The organism is Chondromyces crocatus (assembly GCF_001189295.1).
Classification (GTDB): domain Bacteria; phylum Myxococcota_A; class Polyangia; order Polyangiales; family Polyangiaceae; genus Chondromyces; species Chondromyces crocatus.
This window is the reverse complement of the sequence record NZ_CP012159.1, coordinates 5,030,370-5,047,042: the sequence shown is the minus strand read 5'-3', so window position 1 is coordinate 5,047,042 and position 16,673 is coordinate 5,030,370. Positions and strand designations below refer to the sequence as shown.

Annotated in this window: 11 protein-coding genes; 5 read left to right on the top strand and 6 right to left on the bottom strand. The window is 64.0% G+C overall.

Features of this window, described 5'->3' with window-relative positions; all coding sequences use genetic code 11:
* Positions 1-189 precede the first annotated feature (189 nt).
* Both CMC5_RS18630 and CMC5_RS18625 read left to right on the top strand, forming a co-directional pair.
* Entirely contained in the window at positions 190-1,722 is a 1,533-nt protein-coding gene (locus CMC5_RS18630) for a hypothetical protein (RefSeq protein ID WP_218920287.1), read from the top strand.
* Positions 1,719-2,609, top strand: a complete 891-nt coding sequence (locus tag CMC5_RS18625; protein WP_082362589.1) for an exodeoxyribonuclease III — start codon at positions 1,719-1,721, stop codon at positions 2,607-2,609. Before CMC5_RS18630 ends, CMC5_RS18625 begins: the two co-directional genes overlap by 4 nt.
* Here CMC5_RS18625 and CMC5_RS41645 read toward each other — a convergent pair.
* The 4 genes from CMC5_RS41645 to CMC5_RS18605 form a co-directional block, all read right to left on the bottom strand.
* Complete coding sequence (locus tag CMC5_RS41645) at positions 2,568-4,292, bottom strand: response regulator (protein WP_218920286.1); 1,725 nt, start codon at positions 4,290-4,292, stop codon at positions 2,568-2,570. The genes CMC5_RS18625 and CMC5_RS41645 overlap by 42 nt on opposite strands.
* A 503-nt stretch (positions 4,293-4,795) precedes the next feature.
* Entirely contained in the window at positions 4,796-7,078 is a 2,283-nt protein-coding gene (locus CMC5_RS18615; RefSeq protein WP_156338713.1) for a tetratricopeptide repeat protein, read from the bottom strand.
* Between the two features lie 149 nt (positions 7,079-7,227).
* Positions 7,228-8,268 carry a glycoside hydrolase family 18 protein gene (locus tag CMC5_RS18610; protein WP_169796581.1) on the bottom strand — a complete coding sequence of 347 codons (1,041 nt, stop codon included), beginning with the start codon at positions 8,266-8,268 and terminating at the stop codon, positions 7,228-7,230.
* Positions 8,269-8,508: 240 nt separating this feature from the next.
* Positions 8,509-9,447, bottom strand: coding sequence for a LysR family transcriptional regulator (locus CMC5_RS18605; RefSeq protein ID WP_050431690.1), 939 nt, complete (start codon positions 9,445-9,447; stop codon positions 8,509-8,511).
* A gap of 142 nt (positions 9,448-9,589) precedes the next feature.
* Here CMC5_RS18605 and CMC5_RS18600 point away from each other — a divergent pair, with 142 nt between their 5' ends.
* Both CMC5_RS18600 and CMC5_RS18595 read left to right on the top strand, forming a co-directional pair.
* Entirely contained in the window at positions 9,590-10,846 is a 1,257-nt protein-coding gene (locus CMC5_RS18600; protein ID WP_082362586.1) for a Bcr/CflA family multidrug efflux MFS transporter, read from the top strand.
* A gap of 445 nt (positions 10,847-11,291) precedes the next feature.
* A complete protein-coding gene (locus CMC5_RS18595; protein ID WP_050431689.1) occupies positions 11,292-12,074 on the top strand; it encodes a class I SAM-dependent methyltransferase in 783 nt (260 codons plus the stop codon).
* A gap of 87 nt (positions 12,075-12,161) precedes the next feature.
* Here CMC5_RS18595 and CMC5_RS18590 read toward each other — a convergent pair whose 3' ends face one another.
* Together CMC5_RS18590 and CMC5_RS18585 are read right to left on the bottom strand one after the other, a co-directional pair.
* Positions 12,162-13,082, bottom strand: coding sequence for a hypothetical protein (locus CMC5_RS18590; RefSeq protein ID WP_050431688.1), 921 nt, complete (start codon positions 13,080-13,082; stop codon positions 12,162-12,164).
* Complete coding sequence (locus tag CMC5_RS18585; RefSeq protein ID WP_082363469.1) at positions 13,079-14,389, bottom strand: aminotransferase class III-fold pyridoxal phosphate-dependent enzyme; 1,311 nt, start codon at positions 14,387-14,389, stop codon at positions 13,079-13,081. Before CMC5_RS18585 ends, CMC5_RS18590 begins: the two co-directional genes overlap by 4 nt.
* A 282-nt stretch (positions 14,390-14,671) precedes the next feature.
* Here CMC5_RS18585 and CMC5_RS18580 point away from each other — a divergent pair, with 282 nt between their 5' ends.
* Positions 14,672-16,630, top strand: a complete 1,959-nt coding sequence (locus tag CMC5_RS18580) for a serine/threonine-protein kinase (protein ID WP_050431686.1) — start codon at positions 14,672-14,674, stop codon at positions 16,628-16,630.
* The last annotated feature ends 43 nt before the right edge of the window (positions 16,631-16,673 follow it).

The window sequence follows — 16,673 nt, the reverse complement described above, 5'->3', positions numbered from 1 at the left end:
TCGCGATCGGCGCGGTACGGGTTCGCCCTTGCGTTGACGATCCTCGCAGCGTTGGCGCCAAGTACGGCCATCGCGCAAGGCTTCCCTCCCGCCCCTGGCCCGCCTGGCCCCCCGCCCTCCTCACGCCCTTCGCCCCCCCCGGGTCAAGCTGGCGAGCCGGAGATGCATGCTGCCTCGACCGAGGAAGGCATGCTCCAAGGGCAGACGCAGGAGCCTTCACTGCCGGAGAACCCGCTCGCGGTCCCTCCCTCGGTGGGCCGACACATCGGCAGCAACGATCAGAACGAACCCGTGATCGGGCAGAGCGCCGAGATCGATCGCGACTGGTACGGCCTCTATTACCGCGAGCGAAGCGGCTCCTATCAGTTCCAGACGGTGTTCCCCCTCTGGGCCGAGCGGAAGATGCCGAATGACCGCGCGACGCTGATCTCGCCGCTGTTCTATCAGCGCCGGAGCACGGACGTCGACGCTGACGTCCTCTTCCCTTTCTTCTGGCGCCTACGCGACGAGGACACCCACACCACCATCGTGGGTCCCTTCATGCACAGAGAGTCCGAGGGGAGGCCCGCCGCCCCAGGGCAACCCGCTCGCCCCGGCCGCCACGACAACTGGCTGTTTCCCTTCTTCTTCGAAGGAAAGAGCGATGACGGGAGCGGCTACTTCCACGTCCCTCTGCTGCTCACCTTCAATCAGCACACCGCATCGCGGGGATTCAACCTCGCGGGCCCTCTGTTCTGCAAATGGCGGGGCGGGCCAGCATGCGACGCGCGCACGGCAGACAAGATCGATCTGGGCGTCGCCCCGTTCTATTTCTATGGTCGCGACGAGACCACCGAATACGAGCTGATCCCCCCGCTGCTCCACTACTATAGCTACAACGACGTCGGCGATCGTTGGACGAACCTGTGGGGTCCGTTCCTGCGCCAGCACGATCGCGAGGGCGATGTCTTCAACATCATGCCCTTCTACTGGCACAGCTGGGGGAAGAACGAGGACCATACGACCCTGTTCCCGTTCTTTCATTACGGCTACAAAGGCAACTCCAGCCTCCTGATTACGCCGCTATTCGTCAACGCACGCGGCGAAAACAACGAGCAAACGTTCGCCACCTGGGGCTATGCGCGGTACCGCGGGCGGACGGAGCTCGACATGATCACGCCTCTTTACTGGCATTATCGTGATCCAGACATCAAGCTCGATCGCCGCCTGATATTGCCGTTCTACTATCGCAATACCTCACCGCGTAGCGACGACATCGCCATCTTCCCCTTCTACGGTCGGTTTCATCGACCTGGCATCAGCGACACCACCTGGCTCACGCCGCTCATTCGTCACCGGACCGATTTGACGGGGTGGCAGACCAGCATTTACCCCTTCTTCCACGTGGGAAGAGAATACAGCCGCACGCATCTCGTGCTGGCCCCCATCGTATGGGATTTCGCCTCGCCTCACTCCCGCCAGACGGTCATTCTGCCGTTCTATTACAGGTTCGCGAACAAGGCCGAGGGGACGGTCACCCAGCTCGCGCTGAATACCTATTACAAGGAAGAACGGGTGCGTGGCGGGAAGGACTGGCAGTTCCATTTCTTCCCCCTCTTCTCCTACGGCGAGACGCCAGGAGGACACTGGTGGAACCTGCTGTATGGCCTCGCTGGCTATACACGCGACGGGGCGCTCAGCAAGGTCCGCGCGCTCTACGTCCCGATCACGCTGAGTGAATGAAGCTCCTTAGCTGGAACGTCAATGGCCTCCGGAGCTGCTGGAGCAAGGGAGAGGCCCGTGCCGACCCCGTAGCAAAGCGTCAGGAGCCCGAGCGCGTCACGGGCTTCAAGACATGGCTGTCACGTTCACGCGCAAGCGTCGTCGGGCTGCAAGAGGTGCGCGCGCGTGAGGATCAGCTCGACGAGTGTTTGAAGGGGCTCGGACGCTGGCATCGAGCCTTCTCCGCGGCGACGCGGCCAGGTTACAGCGGTGTGGCGTTGTTCTCCCGCACGAAGCCGGAGGAGGTGCTCACCTCTCTCGGGGAAGCGAGCTTCGACGATGAGGGTCGGTTCCAGCTCGCCCGATTCGGCAGGCTCCTCGTGGTGAATGCCTACTTCCCCAACGGAAACGGCAAGGACCGTGACCTCTCCCGTGTTCCCTACAAGCTGGCCTTCTACCAGCGCGTCTTCGACCTCCTCGAGCACGAGAAGGCCCGCGGAGTGCCCATCGTGGTCATGGGCGACTTCAATACGGCCCACCGGGAGATCGATCTCGCACGACCCAAAGACAACGTGAAAAACAGCGGTTTCACGACAGTCGAACGCGAGGAGTTCGATCGCTGGATTCGTCAGGGCTGGATCGACACGTTTCGTGTCTTCGAGCCAGGGCCGGACCATTACACGTGGTGGAGTCAGCGCTTCGGGGTTCGCGCGAGGAACATCGGCTGGCGCATCGACTATGTGCTGGTCTCGCCCGCGGCACGACCCTTTCTGCGCAGCGCCTTCATCCAACGGAACGTCGAGGGCAGCGATCACTGCCCCGTGGGCATCGAGCTCGACGATTCAGTGACCGGGATGTCCACGACCTCAACGTCCTCGCCGCGCGCTGACCTCGGCGATCGCCTGTAGGGCCTGGTCAGCCGTGAACGGCTTCTCCAGGAGCGGGCGGCCGCAGGTTGCAAGGAATCGCTCCACGTCTTCTCCAAAGCCCACTCCGGTCATGAAGATGAGGCCGCGGGCGAGCTCGGGGTCCGACTCGGCGATGTGTGCGTAGAAGGCCTCGCCCGACATGCCCGGCATGCGGAGGTCGCACATCACGACGTCGTAATGTCTCCCCTCCGCCAGGAGCCTGAGCGCATCATCTGCACTCGATGCAAGCGTCACCTCGTGAACGCGTCCGAGATGATCGGACAGGGCGCGCCCCAGAGGGGCCTCATCTTCCACGATGAGCAGTCGCGCACGCGAGGAACGCGCCGCAGGCATCACTGTCGCGGCCACCTCGCTGGGCTTGATCTGGGCACCTACAGCGGGCATAGAAAGGACGAATCGTGTGCCATAGGGCTCGCGTTCGGGGCCTCCCGCAAAGATCGGGCTCTCCACGCGGAGGGTGCCTCCAGCCTGCTCCACACTCTCTCGGCAGCTCGATAGATTCAGGGTGTTGCCGGCGTCAGGCCAATTGCCTGGTGCGAGTGCGTCCCAGATATGCGGGAGCTTCGCTGCCGGGATTGTGCTCCCTGTGGTGCTCATCTCGATGTCGACCGTCTGGTCGTCGCTGCGAGACGCCACGGCAATCACATGGTCGCGTGTGCGCTGCTTTGATCCGGATCTGGGAATCGACTGGGCCGCCTGGACCAGCAGGTTGACGGCGATTTGCCCCAGACGCCCTTCCGCCATTTGCACGAGGGGGACGTCAGATAGCCGCACCTCCAGCTGTGCGCGATCCACGATCCGACCACGGGTCAGATTCAGGGCGGACTCGAGACTTCGATTGACGTCGACGAGCACCAGCTTGTTCGGCTCGGTCGACGATTGCTTTGTGAAGGATCGAAGATCGTCCGCAATGCTTGCAATGCGCTGAATGGACTCGCGCAGTTCTTGTAAAAGGTCGGCGACCGTGGAAGCGGCGGTCCCCTCCATCCGGACATCTCTCCCCTTCAACGTGCGCTCCAGCACCCCCAACCCGAGCATGATGAACGCTGCCGGGTTGTTGATCTCGTGCGCTACGCCAGCCGCCAGCAACCCCAAGGTAGAGAGTTTGTCCGCTTGGCCGAGGCGCTGGCGCAGCCAACCCTCCGCGCTGACGTCAACGAAGACGCCCTCGACCCCCACGAACGCCCCCTCTTCCGAGGACACGGGGCGAATGGCCCCCCGGAATGTAACGGTGTGACCATCTCGATGCCTCAACCCTACGTCACGGCATGGTGTTCCGGGACCTCGGGAAGCCTGGGCACTCGACGGATCGAATGCGTCGAGATTGGCAGCGTCGAACTGAATTACACGCAAAAAATCAGGCGTCGCAATCGCTTCCTCTCGTGAATATCCCAGCAGGGTTTCGAGGGAGGGGCTGATGTCGATCAGCCGTCCGGCCACTGTATCGAGGCGAAACATGAGGAGAGGTGCGCCGCTCTGCAACATCGGCTCGAGCAGGCTCGCCCCGAGATGTCGCTCAGCACTCTTCTGAGACTGCCGTGAGGTGCTGTCCTCGACGCGCAAATGGTGCTGGATGCTCTCACCGAGCATCTCGGCCAAGTCGTGCAGCGGAGCGGCGTGAGCTTCGCGGATGGCTCCGCGCGCATCATGGACGAGTACCAAGGCCGCTAGAATGGGCCGGACGAGATCGGATTTGCGAGGGCCACACACTGCAATGGCGAGATGAGCTCGGAGCCCGGCGTCGCTCGCAGCATCCTCTGGCGCAATGTCGCATGGCTCCTGCAACTCTCGAGGCAAGACGCCCCCAGCGGCGAAGACATGCTCTTGAATCTGCTGAAACAGCCGAGGATGCGCAGAAGGTGTCGGAGTGGAGGCCTGGCTCCCAGGTGCTTTACCCCAAACGCTCGTCCACCCAGCGCCCTCTGGAGCGACTAGCCCCAGGAGGGTGAACGGGATGAACGGAGCGAGCGCCTCGGTCAGTTCCTGAAACGCGTGCGGCCCCAGAAGGTCAGAATGCCGGACAGCAACCCTGAGGGCCGCGTTCAACAGCGCGATATGGGCTGGTCTTTCGGTTGTACTCACGCTCGAACGCTCTCGCGAGAAGCATCATCGTTCATGACACCAAAGAACAGCAAGCCCTTGCCGCGCCACCATGCCGGCTCGCTTCAGTCTTCCAGGCTGCATCGCTCCAGCAGCCTCCGTGCGGCATCGAGCCGCGCCGGCGGAGGCGCGCTCTGCTCGTAGAGCGCCATGGCACGGCGCGCAGCAGCCCGATCGCCGAGGGCGCATCCCACCACCAGGCGCAATCTGGCGGCTTCTGCGCGAACCCGGGAAAGAGAGAGCTCGACTGCGAGCGCATGATCGAGCTGCTGGACGGCGTCGTCGAAGCGACCGTCCCCCACAGAGCGGCGGCCGAGGAGGTAGTCAGGAAGCCCTTCGTCAGGTTGCGTCGCAGCCCATGCACCGAGCAGTTCTGCGGCGCGGACGGGATCGGGTGCCATCGAGCGGGTCCCCACCAGCAACTCCACAATCGCCGCTCGCGCTCGCGCATCTGTAGTTGCGTGGACTTTCACGTCGAGCGTCCGGAGACGATCCTCATCCACCAGCCTGGATGCCACGTCACGAAATAGAGTGGCGGCTCGCTCTCCATCCTCCAGCAGGAGCGCGACATCACCGATTTCCTCGAGGGCCCGATCGCGAAGGTGGCGAGGAACCGCATCGGTCGCGCTCACCTGCTCGAGCAATGCGAGTCCATCCGCTGTTTTGCCGGCCGAAAGCTCCAGCTTTGCCATGTCGATCCGGGCTGCAGGGCTCTCATCGAGCATCATGACCTTGTGGAGTTGCTCCTTCGCACCGATGAAATCGCCACGTGCCTTGAGACGCTCAGCCTGCCTCCGACAAGCATCCACGACACGCGGGCAGCGCCGCCCGAAGATCGCGGGTTTGTCGAAGCGAGCCTGCGCCTGCACGCGAGCGGCCTCCGAAAGGACCAAGGCGTCGAGTTGCGCATGCCAGGCGCGCTCCATCTCCTCCCACGATGCCCCGGTGCTCTCGGGCAAGGAGCGACCTCCGTACCACGAGCGCACCACCTCCGCCCCGTACTGCTGATGTACGTACTCCACGAACGCCCCACTCACCGTATAGGCGGTGGACGAGTTCACCGCGAGGAACCCGAGCGCGAAGAGGCGCTTGAGCCGGGGGAGCAGGCCGAGTTCCTTCATCGCTTTGGCCCACTCGGAAGGCGACAGGTCACCCTCCCGTGGAGAGCCGGCCACGGCAATTCCTTCGATCAGACCAGGATCCGGCAGGAGCCCCCCCCACGCTCCCGCGATCCTGAAGGGCCCGCGCGCGAAAGCGCCGGCCATGACATGCATGATCTCGTGACCAAGAGCTGGATGAGGGTAACTGCTCTCCTGCAAGTAAATCTCGTGACGCCAGGGCTTGGCGATGTACGTACGCGCAGCCCCCATCAATGCACCTTTCTGTTCGGCGCTCGAGAAAAGGTACGCACGGATCCGGAGCGGCGTCCCATCATCCTCCGCCGATGCTCCCAGCCAGCGCTCGGCGGCACGCACATGGGCATCACAGTCCCGAGCGAAGCGCTTTGCGTCGTCAGCCCGCATTCCGCGCGGATGGATCACCTCGCACCGCTCTCCCATCGTCGATGCCCCCAGCTCACTCGCGATCGAAGCTGCGGTTTGCCAGTGTCCAAGAGCGTCGCCACGCACCGTCATCGTCACGCTCGCCAGCGCCGCAGCACCACCGAGCCAGAGCAACCCAGGCCGGCCCGTCGACCGGCAGACAAGGCGCTGGCGCTCGTCACGATCCAGGTGCAGCGCCACGATCGACAGGGCAAGCAGCGTGGCCGTCGTCCCCAGGCGGTAGGTCGCGAGCCCGTCGTAGGAGACGATGGTGTCGTAAAGGGTCCCGCTGAAGAAGCCCACGAAAGGGTCGTAGGCAAAAATGATGGGGCTCGTAAGGAAGCGCGCCAGCGACACCGCAATCGAAGCGATGGGGCCTGCAAGTGCGAACAGGATAGCCGCCAGACGCTGTCGACGAAATCTCGCCGCGATCTCCGCCGCAACCGACCCCCAGGCGCCACCGAGCGGCGCACCGAAGCCTGGTCCCAGGAGGATGAACAGACTATCCGCGAGCGGGTCGCAGAATCCGATACGAAGACCATGCACCAGCGTCGTCAGGTACATGGTGACCGCAAACACCAGACCTATGGCGACGCCGCGTCCGAGAGCATCGAGAGGTGATGGGCGATGGCGTGCAACCTCGAGCGCAGCGACGATGGCTGCAATGCTCGGCACCAAGAGCCCTGCAGCCAGGGCGCTCTCGTACCCTGGCCCGCCGAAGAGGGGGATGAACCCCACGAGGGCCATGGCGACAGCCGTCACCGAAGCACCGATCCGTACCTGACGAGAGCGGAGGAGCGGCGGCATGTTCTTCATCCTCGGAAACCCAATGGAGCAGCGCGAAGGTTTCCCTCGCAAGTGACCCCGTGTCCAGCGCTGGAAGCGCAGCGACGGCCAAGGCCTGGGCTCAATGAGTCTCTTTCATGTGTCGAACGATGTGGCTCTGTGGCCTCTCATCACTGGAGAAATGCTTCGTGGAGCGCGCGCAACAGCGGGCTCCGCTGTCCGACAGGTCGGTCGGGCAAGTATCCCTCATTGATGGTCCACACGATGGCCCCGCCCAGGCCATGGTTGCGTACAAACCTACCCTTTGCGCGGATCGACTGCTCATCCTCGTAGGAGACGAAGGTGCAACCGGAAGTCCCAAAGGGGACCGGAAAGGACAGGTAGGGAACCTGTGCTGCGGTGTCCCATGTCCGGAACTCGGCACTGTAGTAGCCATTCATGATGTTCGTGAAGCTCATCACGTTGTCATCAGCAATGACCGTTGATCCAGCCACAGCCCCACCAGGCCCCCTGACCGGGGGAGACCAGCACGAACCATAGAAACCAATCCCGACACCCAGCTTCGCAGCAGGCACCCCTGCGTCGAGGTACGCCTGAACAGAACTCTCGACGGAGCTCGGCATGGATACCGAATGACCCGTGAGCGCGGATGAGTGCCAGCTCTGCCAGCCATCCCATGCGCCCGCCATGGAGTAGCTCATGACGTTGATCTGATCGAACAGCTTGGCCATTTCGCCGTAAAAAGAACCTACCTCCGGGGAGTTCGCGTTCACCCATCCGACGGGTAGTGTCAGTATCGCGTCGGGTGCGGCAGTCCGCAGTGCCTCCGCCAGCGCAGAAAAATTGGGCTGATCAGCGATCTCGATGGGCTCCCAGTCCAGATCGAAGCCATCGAAGCCATAGTCGGCCCTGAGCTGAAGCAGATTCTGCACGAATACGGCTCGGTTCGAGGCAGACGCGGCGCTCACCCAGCCAGCGTGCTCACCGGCTCCACCAAGCATCACCACGGCCTTCTTCCCGTTCTCATGGGCCAGCTGAACGAGCGTGCGCGCCAGCGGAGGACCGCCCGTAGGGCTGATGTCGAACGTCGTATTCAGCGTGCCATCAGGGTTCGGCGTCACCCGCCCGATCATCAAATGCGTCAGACCTGCCCACTCGATCTCGCTCGGAGGGTAGAGCGCTTGCTGGTATCCAACGTAGTATCCGCTCACCCACCCGGCCGCTGGCCCGACCTGTCCCCCCCCGTCGCCACCTGCCCCCCCCATCCCTGCGCCTCCTCCGGAACCAGGCGTTCGTCCGGTAGCCCCTGTGTCATCCCCACCGCAAGCAGGCAGCCTCAGAAGCGCTCCCAGCAGGCCCATCCAAAGCAGGCATCGATGGCGCATGAGTCGAAAGGGTAAGGTATCCGCGCCCACGGACGACGTCCACAACTCCTGCTTTGCGCTCATGCCTCACCCTCGTCGCTTGCGTGAGGAGCGAGGCTTCGGCACCACACCGGGCACCTCGCCTACCTTGGGGGTGAGCCAGTCGACGAAGGCTCGAACCTTCGCGGGCTGCTGTCCTACGTACGGATAGACGACGAAGATGGACAGCTCTTCCAGAGAGTAAGAGGCCAGCACAGCTTGGAGCCTTCCTGCTGCGAGGTCTGGGCCAACCACGGAGCACGGCATCATGGCCAAGCCGAGGCCATCGAGCACGGCCTGACGGAGCACCACGATGTTGTCGACGACGAGATTACCCGTCACAGGGACGGGCAAGCTCTCAGCCCCTTTCTCGAAGGTCCACTCTGCGCGTCGCAGGGCGAGTCGAAGACAGTTGTGCTTGGGAAGGTCATTCGGAGACTCCGGCACGCCGTGCCGCTCCAGATAGGCTCGCGAGCCACAGATGACCCGTCTGTCCACCCCAATCTTGCGCGCGACGGAGGGTTCCTCGAGCTTCTGTGCGAAACGCACGCCCACGTCGAAGCCATCTGCAACCATGTCGACAGGGCGATCCGACAGCGAGAGCTCGAGTCGTACTTTGGGACAGCGGGCGGCGAACTCCCCCAGCAGGGGCGCGAGCTGCATCATCCCGAAGCCGACGGGGACCGAGACCCGCAGCGTACCTTCCGGAATCTGGCTGGCGCCGTGCAACGCAGAGGCGGCTTCGTCAGCTGCAGCGAGAAAGTGCACGCACCGCCCATACAGACGCGCTCCCTCCTCCGTGAGGGTCAACCGCCGCGTCGTCCGGTGGATCAGACGCACCCCAAGGCGCCCCTCGAGCGCAGAGACCCTCGCGCTCACGACCGATTTCGAGAGCCCTAGTGTGGTCGCGGCGCCCGTGAACGACTTGTGTTCCACCACTCGAGCGAAGGTCGCCATCGCGAGCAGTTCATCGAGGGACGCGATCACGATTGTTCTTATGACAGAACGGTGTGGTCGACGGAAACCCCCTACCCGGGCACGGCCGCGCACCGCATAAGCCGTCGATGCTTCCACTCGCCTCCCCCGGTGACGTCACGTCCGGATCCTGCTCGCTCGGGTGGCATCACGTATGACGAGCCGTAGCAGCACATTCACGCCAGCCGCCAGCACCGAGACGGGCCCCGAGATCCCGTCCGAGCTTCGCCTCGCCCTGATCCTTGGCGCCCTCAGCGCGCTCGGGCCGCTCACGATCGACATGTATCTGCCGAGCTTCCCTGCTCTCGCACGCTCTCTCGGAGTGAACATTGCAGCGGTACAGCTCACCCTGGCGACTTATCTGGCCGGCCTCGCCGTGGGTCAGCTCGCCTATGGTCCGCTGGCAGACCGCTTCGGTCGCCGCCTGCCCCTGCTCGCAGGACTAGGTCTGTACATCGCAGCTTCGCTCGTCTGCGCCGTCACCACGAACCTTCCTGCCCTTGCTACTGCCCGCTTCATTCAGGCCCTCGGAGGCTGCTCCGGGATGGTCATTTCTCGAACAGTGGTCCGTGATCACTTCGACGAACGGGGCTCAGCGCGGCTGTACTCCTCGCTCATGCTGGTGATGGGAGTTGCGCCCATCCTTGCGCCCTTGCTCGGAAGCCAGGTCCTGCTCGTCGCGAGCTGGCGCGCCATCTTCCTGGCGCTCGCGCTCGCTGGCACGGCCGCCTTGTTCCTGATCGCCCTGACCCTTCCCGAGAGCCTTCCCGTCCAGCATCGCCAGCGCCACAGCTTGGCTGCCATCCTCCGCACGTTTGGTGGCCTGGTTCGCGAGCGGCGCTTCCTGCGTCTATCTATCGCCGGCGGCACCACGCAGGCAGCAATGTTCGCCTACATCTCGGGCTCACCCTTCGTATTCATCGAGCTATTCCACGTCTCGCCACAGCGGTATCCGTTCATCTTCGGCGCCAATGCCCTCGGGCTGATCGCTGCGTCACAACTCAACCGCTGGCTCGTCGTCCGCCTCGGTGTCATTCGCGTCTTTCGCGGCGCAGTGGTCGTCGCACTGTTGGCCCATGCGACCCTCTGGCTCTCCGTTCGACTCGACGCCGGCCTCCTCTTCATGCTCCCTGCGCTCTTTGTCGGCATCGCGTCAGGCGGTCTCATCCTTCCCAACGTCACAGCCGCAGCCATGGCTCCATTCAGTGCCACGGCAGGGAGTGCCTCAGCGCTGCTCGGAACCCTTCAGATGACCTGCGGCGCGCTCGCTTCCACGGCGGTCAGCATACTCGCGGACGGTACGGCTCTTCCCATGGTCACCGTCATGCTCACCTGCGCCGTGCTGGCCTCAATACTGGTCGCTCCCGAACGGCCAGCCCCTCCACCTGCAGGTTCGCTTCGGCCCACATGACCCCCCGGCGTCCAGGCTGAAACGCTCACGGTTGCACCCCCCAGAAGCGTGCGACATCGCATCTGCGCACTTCGGTGGGTGAGTCCAACGGCGAGTGAAGCACCGCGGCTGCTCATGTCACGGTGATCCGAAGAACTGACCGGCAACGTTGCTGCACGGGACTCGTAGGTTCGGCCGTTGGAACCGCAACGTGTCCAGATACGCAGCGGGCGCCCAGCAAGGAGAGGAGCAAACTTGCTGCCCCCTGCCGCCAGAGCACAGAGACGCGCCCCGCAACGTTGGGCGCAGGGCGACGTCCTCCACCAGGTCCCCGACCACGAGTTGTTCCGCTCTCGATGGAACAAGTCGTGACTCGAATTACAGATACCGGTCCCGACTGCCGGAAATCCGGGAGCTTTTGACCCTCTCTTGACAGAGCCCACCAAGTTCGGTAGCAATATTGAAAGTGAGTTTCAACTTCAACAAACCTCCGCCGTTTCGCCGCCCTGAACTCGCAGATGTCGCTGCCCGTGCGTTCGCTGACGATGTCTTTCCTGACCTCGAGCTGCATGACTCCGGCGCCCGTGCGCTCGCGCGGGCCCTCCACGTCGATCGTACGGGCTTTCCAGAGGGTGAGCTGCGTTCGCTCGCCTCACGCACCCGGCTCGTCGATGATGTCGTGCGAGATTTCTTCCGCCGCTACCCGGAAGGCCTGGCCATCGGCCTGTTTTCGGGCCCCTGCACGCGCTTCTCACGCGTCGACAATGGGCTCCTCCACTGGGTGGATCTCGATGTTCCTTATGTCGCCGAGTGGAAGACGTGGCATGCACCGCAGACGCCTCGTTACACCATCGCGTCGGGGTGCTGTGCTTGTCATCACTGGCTCGATCGCCTGGCGGAAGCTCCCGACTGCCCGACGCTACTCATCGGGGTCGGTCGGTTCTCGATGCTCGGAAGCGAACCGATCTCCACCTTCCTGACCCATGTCACGTTGCGCCTCGGGGCCGGGGTCGAGATCCTGCTCGACGCGACGCCGATGTTGCGACTCCAGGCATCCGTACGAGGCCGCGGCCAGCGGCTCGAGTTGCACCGCGAAGATGGAGCAACAGAAACTTATCCATGGCTCCAGGTACTTTCCGAGAGCGAGCACCCCGAACCGCTCGCCTCACGCATCCAGAGCACGAATCGTTCAGCCCGACTGGCGCGCAGTGACGCGCAACCCGTCCTCTGCCACATCAGGGTCGGCTGACGGCATACTTCAGGGCATCCTGAGCCCCTCGTCTCAGAAGAGGTACGGAGGATGGGGCGTTCAGCCTCTTGACGGGAAAGCGAGCCCTCATCTGCGCAGGATGGGTGCAAACAGCGGCAGCACTCGTTCCTTGCGCAGCGGCGAGAGAGCCCCCTCGTCATCTGGATGCGACGGGAGCCGCAATAGAGGAGCTTTCGACAGGCTCGTGTGCGCAAGCGTGTTGAGCGCGAACTCACGGAGTGGCTCCAGATCCTGAGGCCGGCAGTGCCTGGCGTGGATTCCGTCGTACAGGTGTCGCGCGTAGGCCTCGCACAGCCTCGCCGGGAGCGCCTTCTCATGCTCGTGCCCCACCCACCGCACGACAGCGAGCAAGGGAACGGCCACCGCTGGCTCTCTCAAGGCATCGAGATCTCGGAAGTCTGGCTGACAGTAGGGCAATACCGCCGGGTCGATGACGGAGAAGCAGCTCCGACCGTAGGCGCAAAGCCGCACCACGCTGTCGATGTTCGCCGCGTCGACCGGCTCCTGCTCGAGCGAGAGCAGCAGATCCACCGCATCGATGTCGAGCCCTGCGCTCTGGATGGCCTCGCGTCCGAACTGCACGGGGAGAAGTCTGAGCAACCCCGCGAGACCGCTACGTCTGTAGGGCCGCATCACCAGCGCGTGCGCAAGGAAGACGACGCAGATCTTCGACTCAGCGCACAGTGCCACCGTGCAGTTCCGCGCGCCCGCAATGGCTCCCTGCTCATCGCGCGCCACAACCATGTGGTAGCGCAGCTCGAAAGGTGGACGCACATGACGTCGCTCCGTAATGAAGCGCTCGTGCACCGAGCGCCGCTCGATTTCTCCGAGCGGCGCAAAATACGCTTCCAGTAATTCGTACCCTGTAGCGAACGTGGGGTCCGTCGGCCCCTCGGCTTCTTCCAGCAAGAAGCGGCTCGCTGCCGCCCTCACCTTCTCCGCTGGCTCTCCTGGCGCGAGGCCCACGAAGTCCACATCCAGCTTCACCCCGACACCTCGCGTGCCACCTCGTCGAGCGTACGGAGAGCTTCGTCCACATCGTCACGGCTCAAGATCAGGTGCGGCCGCATCCGGATCGACCGGTTGCCGGTGTATGTGGCGAAGACGCCTCGCTGGAGCGCCTTTTTCAGAAAGCTGTCGCGCGCCGCCGTGGTCGGGAGATCGAGCGCCAGCATGAAGCCACGCCCACGTGGCTCTCTCAGAAGAGACGGATACCGCGCGGCCAGAGCCTCTAGCCCTGCCAGGAAGTAGGCTCCCACTTCACGAACATGAGCGAGGAGTCCCTCTTCCTCGATCACTTTGAGTGTCTCGAGCGCCAGCATGGCCCGCGCTCTGTCTCCGTTGCGGGTCTGGTACATCCGGCCGAACTGCCCGATCGAGTAGGCGTCGTTGGCAAAGAAGCCTCCCATCTGAAGCTTTTTGCCGAAAACCACCAGGTCAGGCGACTGCTCCAGCTCGAACTGCTCGTGGGTCCACATCGTCCCCGAGATCCCACCACCCGTCTGTACCTCGTCCAGAATGAACGCGCATCCAGCCTTGTTGCAGAGCGCCTGCACCCCACGGAAGAACGCGCCGCTCGCGTGCCGGTCTCCTCCCTCGCTCTGCACGGGCTCGATGAGAACCCCTGCGATGCGAGGTCCGAACTCATCAAAGATCTTTTCCAGCGCTGCCAGCGCGTCTGCCTCCCGCGATGCGTTCTCGTCCACGTGATGGGCCAAAGGGAAACGATTCGCGGGGAAAGGCGCGATCGGCCACTGAAATGCCGGGATATCCGCCTTGTGGATCGTCTTCGAATGTGTGCATGACAGCGATCCGAGTGTCCGACCGTGAAATGCTCCCGAGAAGCTCACGATCACAGCGTCCGATCCTGCGTTGCGAAGGATCGCATCTTGCTCCTCGAGCGGCAGTTCGAGCGGGTTTTTCGGAAGCCCTGCTGCTGTGCGCCGTCGTTCTCCATGTACGATGAAGGCGGCCTTGAGTGCGTTTTCGATTCCCTCGGTGCCCGCATCGACACAGAAAATCCTGGTCATCCCCTTCGGTGCATACGCCGACAAGCCGTCGAGCACCTGGAACCAGCTCGTGGCTGGGCAGAACGGTGAGGATGTCGGGTTGATGGATCCGCGCACGAAATCATCAGAGCGAGCCACCGCCAGCAGCCGCGGGTGGTTGTAACCCAGGCACCCGAGCGCGAAATGAGAGAAGAGATCCAAGAAAACGTTGCCGTCGACATCGACCAGCGAAGAGCCCTGGCTCTTCGCATCGTCGACGACCAGCAAGCGGTAAATCGACTGCATGTCGAGCGTCCCGGTCGCCAGCAACTCCCGAGCTCGGGGACCAGGAACCTCGGTAACAACACGACGCGGAGGGACAATGGGGCTCACGTGCGAGTTCTAACACGCGACCTCGTGCACGTTCCACGGCGTGTAGGCACTCCTCCCCTTCCCCACCCGAACAGCGCCTTCTCCCCCACCCGAAAGGCGCCTCGTGATGCAGGTCTTCCTCACCGAAGCGTGAACAACGCGACGCACAGGCTTTGACATGAGCCGCCCGACGCTGGAAAGTTCCTCGGGTCACCCGTGAGCGATCCGCCGCCCCCTGGACCTGCCAGCAAGCCCCCGCCCGCCGCGGCTGCGCACAGCGTGGGCCAGGTCATCTCCGATCGCTACCGCCTCGTCGAGCTGCTGGCGCGAGGTGGAATGGGCGCGGTCTACAAGGCCGAGCATCTGCTGCTGCGCAAGTGGGTCGCCGTCAAGCTGCTGCACCCCCACACGCGCAACCTCCCTGAGCACGTCCAGCGCTTCGAGCGCGAGGCGATCGCAGGCGCGCATCTTCAGCACCCCAACATCGCAACGGCGACCGACTTCGGGAAGCTCCCGGATGGCTCTTACTTCCTCGTTCTCGAATACGTCCGAGGGCTCCCTCTCCGCGAGCTGATGCGGAGCGGACCGCTACCGCCCGTCCGAGCAGCTCGCATCATGCGACAGATCGCGTCAGCCCTCTCGGGCGCGCACGAGCGAGGCGTCATCCATCGCGATCTGAAGCCCAACAACGTCATGCTCGATCCGGCGCAGGGTGACCTGGTCAAGGTCGTCGACTTCGGACTCGCCAAGGTTCCACTCGAACGTCTCGACATGACCGACCGGCCGACAGACGGTCGACCTCCTCACCGCTCGATCACGCAGAAGAACATGGTCTTCGGAACCGTCGCCTACATGGCGCCCGAAGCCGGCGGTGGCATGGATAAGGTCGACGAACGCTCGGACCTCTACGCGCTCGGCATCATCCTCTACGAGATGCTCACCGGTCGGCACCCCTTCGACGCCACCGAACGCTTCGAGCTCTTCCAAGCGCAGTGCACGACGCCGCCTCCACCTTTCAGCGAGCGCGCTCCCCAGCTCGAAATACCGACCGAGCTGGAAGCCATCGTGATGCGGCTCCTCCGCAAGGAGCCCCCGCAGCGCTTCGCCTCTGCGCACGAGCTCATCGACGCCCTCGAGGAAGCCGTCCCACAGCTTCGACCGGCCCCTCGCACGAGCTCCTCTCCGGACCTCACCGATTGGAAGGACCTGCCGCCTCCCTCGGTCCCCAGCGTCCTCGTCGCTCCGACGAGTTCTCGCCCAGATGAAGGCGCCGCGCGCGATTTCGCTCAGAAACTGGCTCCGCCTCCCTCCGAGCGAGCTCCATTCCGCTCGTCTCCAGTGCTCACGCCGCCTCCGCTTCCAGTAGCACCGCCGCTCACGTCGCCCACGACCCCCACGCTCCCCACGCTCCCCGCACAGCCCTCCACGTCGGCCACATGGCCTGGCGCCGGCCGGAAGCCACGCATCCCCCTGCCCATCCTCGCTGGTGCCGTCGTCGCCGTGGGCGCAATTTTGGCGGTCGTCATCCTCCGTTCATCGGAAGACCCAGGCGCACCCGAAATCGAGCCCGGCACGGGTGCCAGCGCGACGCTCTCACCAACGGCCGCCCCCAACGCAGCCCCCACCCCGGGCCAGGATCGGGAACGCCTCGTCAACGCATACAAACACCAGGAATGGGCATCCGGTGAAGAGCCCCTCATGCGCATTCTTCAGTCCGATCCCGGCTCGCTCCGCCTACCGGAACTGAAGCAGGCCGTCCCCGTTCTCGCTGCCAAGATCCTCGCGCGCGACGATGCTCGAGCCGATCAGGTCATCGAAGCGCTCGACAAACAGCTCGGCTCCGATGGGCTCGACATGCTCTACGAAATTGTCGCCCAGCAGCTCAGCGCTCGCGGTGTCGAGCGTGCGCTGGAAGTCCTGCGTCGTCCGGACAACGCATCCCGCCTGAGCCCTCCGCTCCAGATCACGCTCGCCCTGCGCGACACCCCGTGCAAGAAAAAGCCATCGCTCTTCGAGCGGGCTGCGCGAGAAGGCGACGAGCGCACGTACTCCGTCCTCGAGGCCCTCGCGTCGGCGTCATGCAAGACCCAGGGCGATCGTTGCTGCATCAGGGCAAATCCGGCGCTGCTGCGCACTCAGAAGGCCATCCGAGCCCGCATCGGACACAAGCCCTGAGCAGCTCGTTGCCCCCATCCCTGCCGACATCGCGTCGACACCA

Coding starts and splice junctions, on each gene's coding strand:
- CMC5_RS18630 (WP_218920287.1), top strand. CDS start 190: ATGCTCCAAGGGCAGACGCAGGAGCCTTCACTGCCGGAGAACCCGCTC.
- CMC5_RS18625 (WP_082362589.1), top strand. CDS start 1,719: ATGAAGCTCCTTAGCTGGAACGTCAATGGCCTCCGGAGCTGCTGGAGC.
- CMC5_RS18615 (WP_156338713.1), bottom strand. CDS start 7,078: ATGCCGCCGCTCCTCCGCTCTCGTCAGGTACGGATCGGTGCTTCGGTG.
- CMC5_RS18600 (WP_082362586.1), top strand. CDS start 9,590: ATGACGAGCCGTAGCAGCACATTCACGCCAGCCGCCAGCACCGAGACG.
- CMC5_RS18585 (WP_082363469.1), bottom strand. CDS start 14,389: ATGCAGTCGATTTACCGCTTGCTGGTCGTCGACGATGCGAAGAGCCAG.